3 protein-coding genes are annotated in these 5,415 nt (G+C 60.7%); 1 reads left to right on the forward strand and 2 read right to left on the reverse strand.

Annotation, left to right across the window (positions count from 1 at the left end; translation table 11 throughout):
* On the forward strand, positions 1-215 hold a 215-nt coding region (locus tag ACRESD_RS11005; RefSeq protein ID WP_431750935.1), incomplete at its 5' end, for a D-alanyl-D-alanine carboxypeptidase.
* A gap of 125 nt (positions 216-340) precedes the next feature.
* Here ACRESD_RS11005 and ACRESD_RS11010 read toward each other — a convergent pair.
* Complete coding sequence (locus tag ACRESD_RS11010; RefSeq protein ID WP_431750936.1) at positions 341-2,725, reverse strand: sensor domain-containing diguanylate cyclase; 2,385 nt, start codon at positions 2,723-2,725, stop codon at positions 341-343.
* Between the two features lie 149 nt (positions 2,726-2,874).
* Positions 2,875-5,139 (reverse strand): bifunctional 23S rRNA (guanine(2069)-N(7))-methyltransferase RlmK/23S rRNA (guanine(2445)-N(2))-methyltransferase RlmL, encoded by a 2,265-nt coding sequence (gene rlmKL / locus ACRESD_RS11015; RefSeq protein WP_431750937.1) that lies wholly within the window; start codon positions 5,137-5,139, stop codon positions 2,875-2,877.
* Positions 5,140-5,415: the final 276 nt, after the last annotated feature.

The following is a 5,415-nucleotide window of genomic DNA, read 5'->3' on the forward strand; positions in this document are numbered from 1 at the left end:
CCACCGCACTGCGCGGCGAAGCCCATGTGAAAACCGGCACGTTGAACACCGTGCGCGCTATTGCCGGGTTCAGCCGCGACAACAATGGCAACTCCTGGGTGGTGGTGGCGATCCTCAACGACTCCAAACCGTGGGGCGCGTCCTCAGTGCTGGATCAGGTGCTGTTGGACCTGTATCGCCAGCCGAAACTGACAGCAGCGGCACCGGTACTTTAAAGACACTGCAGCACTTGTGTGGGACCGGGCTTGCCCGCGATAGCGTTGGTTCAGTCACCTAAAATATCGACTGGGCGACCGCTATCGCAGGCAAGCCAGCTCCCACATTTGCCCGGTGTTGAAACTCAAGCGCACAATCGCTCAACCTCAACCCGGTCCCTGCCGGCCTGTTTGGCCATATACACAGCCGAATCTGCGCGCAGCAACAGCCCATCAATCCCTTCATCGACTCGCCAACTGGCAACACCAAAGCTGGCGGTCACAACGCCTACGGTCTCAACCGGCGCACTGCGCAACGATTGCCACAACTCCATCGCCAGACTGTAGGCCTGATCCCCGTCGGTATTGGGGCACAACACCACGAACTCTTCGCCACCCAGCCGGCAAAACACATCGCTGCGGCGCAGGCGTTGGGCGATGCGCTTGCACAGTTCCTGCAAAACGCCATCCCCTACACCATGCCCGTACTGATCATTGATCCGCTTGAAATGGTCGATATCGAGCATGATCAATGAAAGCGCCCCGGAGGTACGGTTAAGCCGGATCATTTCGGCTTTGACGCGATCCTGGAAATAGCGCCGGTTATGGATACCCGTCAGGGCGTCGGTAATCGACAGCGTGCGCAGCTCTTCCTCTACCCGCTTCAGATCGGAAATATCCGACACATAGCCATGCCACAACGTGCCGCCGCCAGGTAACTCTTCCGGTGTGGCCTCGCCACGAATCCAGCGCAGGCCCCGCTGCGGCAATTGCACGCGATACTCTTCGCGCCAGTGAGTCAACTGCAAGGCCGACAAACGAATCGAGGCTCGCACCCGTTCCACATCCAGTGAATGAATGCGCTCGAACACGCCGCTCGCATCCTGCTGCAACACGCCGGGCTCAATTTCATAGATATCGCGCATGCCGTCACTGGCGTAGATAAAGCGCCAATGGTCCTGAGGCTCCAAGGTGAACTGGAAGATCCCGCCGGGCACGTGGGCGCTGAGTTTCTTCAGCAAACGATCCCGCGCAGCCAGGGCCTCATAGGCGCGCTTTTGTTCGGTGACATCCAGGTAAATCGCCAAGTGCCCGATCCACAGGCCATGCTCATCCAACAATACCGTGGGCAACATATTGACCGTCAGCTGGCTGCCATCTTCGCGCTGCAAGGTCCACTCGCGGGTTTCATGTTGGCTGTCTGGATTCTCCACCAGCATCGCCTGACTGGGTGGAATGCGCTTGCCCAATGTCGCGCTCAAATAGCCGGCCCGTGCCTCGAGCTCCGACGTCACGTGCAAGCTCTCCAGGGTCAGATGCCCCAACACCTGCTCGGCCTTGAACCCGAGCATTTGCTCGGCGCCGGCATTGAAGGTGTTGATCACGCCACGCAGGTCAGTGGCGATGATCGCGACCTGGGTGGCCGCATTCAGCACACTGCGCAACTGCCCATGGGCGCCGCGCAACTCTTGCTCGCGCAGGCGTAACTGCACCGTGCGCTGCTCCACCAGTTTCAGGGCGCGCTGACGTTGGCTGACCAAAACGTAAAGCAGCACGCTGAGCAGCACGCTGAGCAGCATGCCCATGGTCAGGATCGTGTTCATTGAAGAGTGGTTGGCCTGATCGAACACCTGACTGGCGCGCAGGCTCAGGGCGTAGACGTGATCGCCGAGGGTAAGCCGGCGTGCGGCCACCAGGTCGCTGTTGCCCACCGAATTGCTGGAGGCGTACAAGATGCGCTGCTGATCATCGGAGGTGTCGATAATCTGCATCACCAGGTTGTCCCGGTTCGGCTTGGGCAGACCATCGGCCACCAGTTGGCGCATGCTGATCACCGCCATCACAAACCCGTAGGGTTCGGCATCGGGTGTGTTGCTCACCGGCGATACCAGCAACACGCCGGCGGCGTAGGCGGGCTCCACCCCGACCAGTTGCATCGGCTGGGACACTGCAGACTTACCACTTTTTTGCGCACGCTCGAGGGCCGAACGCCGTAGGGGCTGGGCCATCAGGTCAAACCCCAGGGGTGAGCCCAAAAGACTCTGGGTCTGGCTGTACAACACCGGGACATACTCGTCACGCTCGGGGGCCGGGGCCAATTCACCCGCCGCATTGAGTTCACGGATGGTAAAAGGACTGCCACGCTGCCGCGAGATCTCGTGCTCAAACTGGGCACGCTGATCGCGAAATATCCGCGGCGCCCAGGCATAGGCACGGGTGCGCAATAACAAGGGCTGGGCGAAGCCATCGAACTCCTGGCGCGACACATCGCTGGAGTTGATGAAGAAACGCCGCAAGCTGCCCAGGCGCTGCTCCTGGTCCTCGAAGCGTTCCTGAAGACGGGTATAGCGCTCGTTGACCAGTAACTGGAAACGCTGGCGCACCTGCTGCTGGTAAAGGTCGGCAGCCGCCCACGCGACCACCGCCGTCAACGCGCTACCGGCCAGCAACACCACCAATGCCACCAGCCAAGCCGACGCCTGTTCACTGATAAAGCCTAGGATTTTCGGGCGGACAGCTTGTAACGGCATAGGCAACACTCACAACGCCAGCGTGCGGGGGTGTCACTTTGGCTAGGCATTAAGTTATAGACACCGGTCCTGTATTTGACCAGCGTAAAAAAGCCGCAAGCCCGGAATAATCCAGGCTTGCGGCTTTTTGGTGCAGCGTGGTGGAGCAATCAGCGTGCGGTGATTTTCCAGGCCCGGTGAATCTTCGCATTACGTGCGAAATCCGGGTCGAGGGTCTTGTCGCTGATTTCCTCGACGGCATAGCGTTCGCTGAGGTTGTCCTCCAATTGGAACTTGCGGAAGTTGTTGGAGAAGTACAGAACGCCGCCCGGCGCCAGGCGGGCCATGGCCAGGTCGAGCAACTGCACGTGGTCACGCTGTACGTCGAAGATGCCTTCCATGCGCTTGGAGTTCGAGAAGGTCGGCGGGTCGATGAAGATCAGGTCGAACTCATCGCGACTGGCTTCCAGCCAGGCCATTACATCGCCCTGCTCCAGGCGGTTCTTGTCGGAGAAACCGTTGAGGGAGAAATTGCGACGCGCCCAGTCCAGGTAGGTCTTGGACAAGTCAACGCTGGTGGTGCTGCGCGCACCGCCCTTGGCTGCGTGCACACTGGCGGTGGCGGTGTAGCAATACAGGTTGAGGAAGCGCTTGCCGGCGGCTTCTTTCTGGATACGCATGCGCATCGGACGATGGTCGAGGAACAGACCGGTGTCCAGGTAATCGGTGAGGTTGACCAGCAGCTTGACCCCGCCTTCGCTGACCTCAGTGAACTTGCCCTGGGCGCTCTGGCGCTCGTACTGCTTGGTACCGCTCTGACGCTCGCGACGCTTGACCACCACGCGGCTCTTGTCGATGTTCAGCGCCTGGGGAATCGCCGCCAGGGCATCGAACATGCGCGCGGAGGCCTTTTCCGGATCGATGGACTTCGGCGCGGCGTATTCCTGCACATGGACCCAATCGTGGTACAGGTCGATGGCCATGGAGTATTCCGGCATATCGGCATCGTACACGCGATAGCAATCCACACCTTCACGCTTGGCCCACTTGCCCAGCAACTTGAGGTTCTTCTGCAGGCGATTGGCGAACATTTGCCCGCCCTCGCTCAAGCGCGCTTGCTCGACCACCGGGGCCGGGGCCGGCTTGATCGGGTTACCGTTCTTGTTGTATTGGCGCTCTTGCGGCTCGGCCGGGGCTTGATCGTAAGCGGCTTGCTCACGCTCCGCCTGGCGTTGCTCGGGCGTGCGGCGCTCGCCGGTGACGAACTGGTCCGGGTTGACCTTGATCAACAGCAGTTTGCACGGCAAGGCGCCGTTCCAGAACGAATACTGCTTGTGGCTGCGGATGCCCATGCGCTTGCCCAGGTCCGGCGCGCCGGTGAACACCGCGGCTTCCCAACCCATGCACGCCTGACGCAGACGCTCACCAAGATTCTGGTAGAGGTACAACAGGCTGGCTTCGTCACCCAGACGCTCACCGTACGGTGGGTTACAGATCACCAGGCCTTTCTGGTTCTGGTCCGGGCGCGGCTCGAAAGTGCCGACTTCGCCCTGGTACACCTTGATCCAGTGGCTCAGACCGGCGCGCTCGATGTTGTTGCGCGCGGGTTGGATCAACCGTGGATCAGCTTCGTAGCCACGAATCCACAGCGGTGGTTTGCTCATGCCAATGGCAGCACGTTCGGCGGCCTCGGCGTGCAGTTTCTTCCACAGCGCCGGGACGTGACCGAGCCAGGTGGTGAAGCCCCACAGCTCGCGGTTCAGGTTGGGGGCCATGTCTGCAGCGATCATGGCGCCTTCGACCAGGAAGGTGCCGACGCCGCACATCGGGTCGCTCAACGCGCCGCCTTCAGCGGCAATGCGTGGCCAGCCGGCACGGATCAGGATCGCGGCCGCCAGGTTTTCCTTCAGCGGTGCAGCGCCCTGCTGCAAGCGGTAACCGCGCTGGTGCAGGCTGTGGCCGGACAAGTCGAGGGACAGAATGGCTTCACCACGGTCCAGGCGCAGGTGAATACGCAAGTCCGGGTTGATCTTGTCGATGGACGGGCGTTCGCCGGTCGGGGTGCGCAGCTTGTCGACGATCGCATCCTTGACCTTCAGCGCGCCGAAGTGGGTGTTGTCGATGCCCGAACCATGGCCGCTGAATTCCACGGCGAGGGTGCCGTCGGGGACCATGTGATCGGCCCACTCGATATCCAGCACGCCGTGGTAGAGGTCTTCGGCATCCTTCATCGGGAAGCGCTTGAGCACCAGCAGCACGCGGTTGGCCAGGCGCGACCAGAGGCACAAGCGGTAGGCGGTTTCCATGTCGGCCATGCCGCGCACGGCCGAGGTGTGCTCGCGGGCTTCCTCAAGGCCAAGCCCGACGGCTTCCTCGATCAGCAGGCCTTCGAGGCCCTTGGGGCAGGTGAGGAAGAGTTCAAAACGGTCCGACATGGGCATTCCAGGCTTTTCAGCAATAAATGAACGGGCGACGCATCGCCGGCTCGGTTTTCAATCAAGCACTTTTCTTGAAGAGTGCTCGCGTGGCACGAATGTGCCGTTCCACCCCGTCTGACGAGCCTTTGGGCCTTTATTGACGGGGCAGATGATCAATCTGATCGTAACAAAAAGTAATATTCCGACCCTTCGTCGAATAATAACCGACTGCAACGGGCGGACATTCTCACTAAAGGATTAAACCCGTCCTCTTTGCAAGGCACATCATAGCTG

It is taken from the genome of Pseudomonas sp., assembly GCF_050739995.1.
In the GTDB taxonomy this organism is placed as follows: Bacteria; Pseudomonadota; Gammaproteobacteria; order Pseudomonadales; family Pseudomonadaceae; genus Aquipseudomonas.

Excerpts from the sequence above, each read along its gene's own strand:
- ACRESD_RS11010 (WP_431750936.1), bottom strand. The coding sequence starts at position 2,725 with ATGCCGTTACAAGCTGTCCGCCCGAAAATCCTAGGCTTTATCAGTGAA.
- rlmKL (WP_431750937.1), bottom strand. The coding sequence starts at position 5,139 with ATGTCGGACCGTTTTGAACTCTTCCTCACCTGCCCCAAGGGCCTCGAA.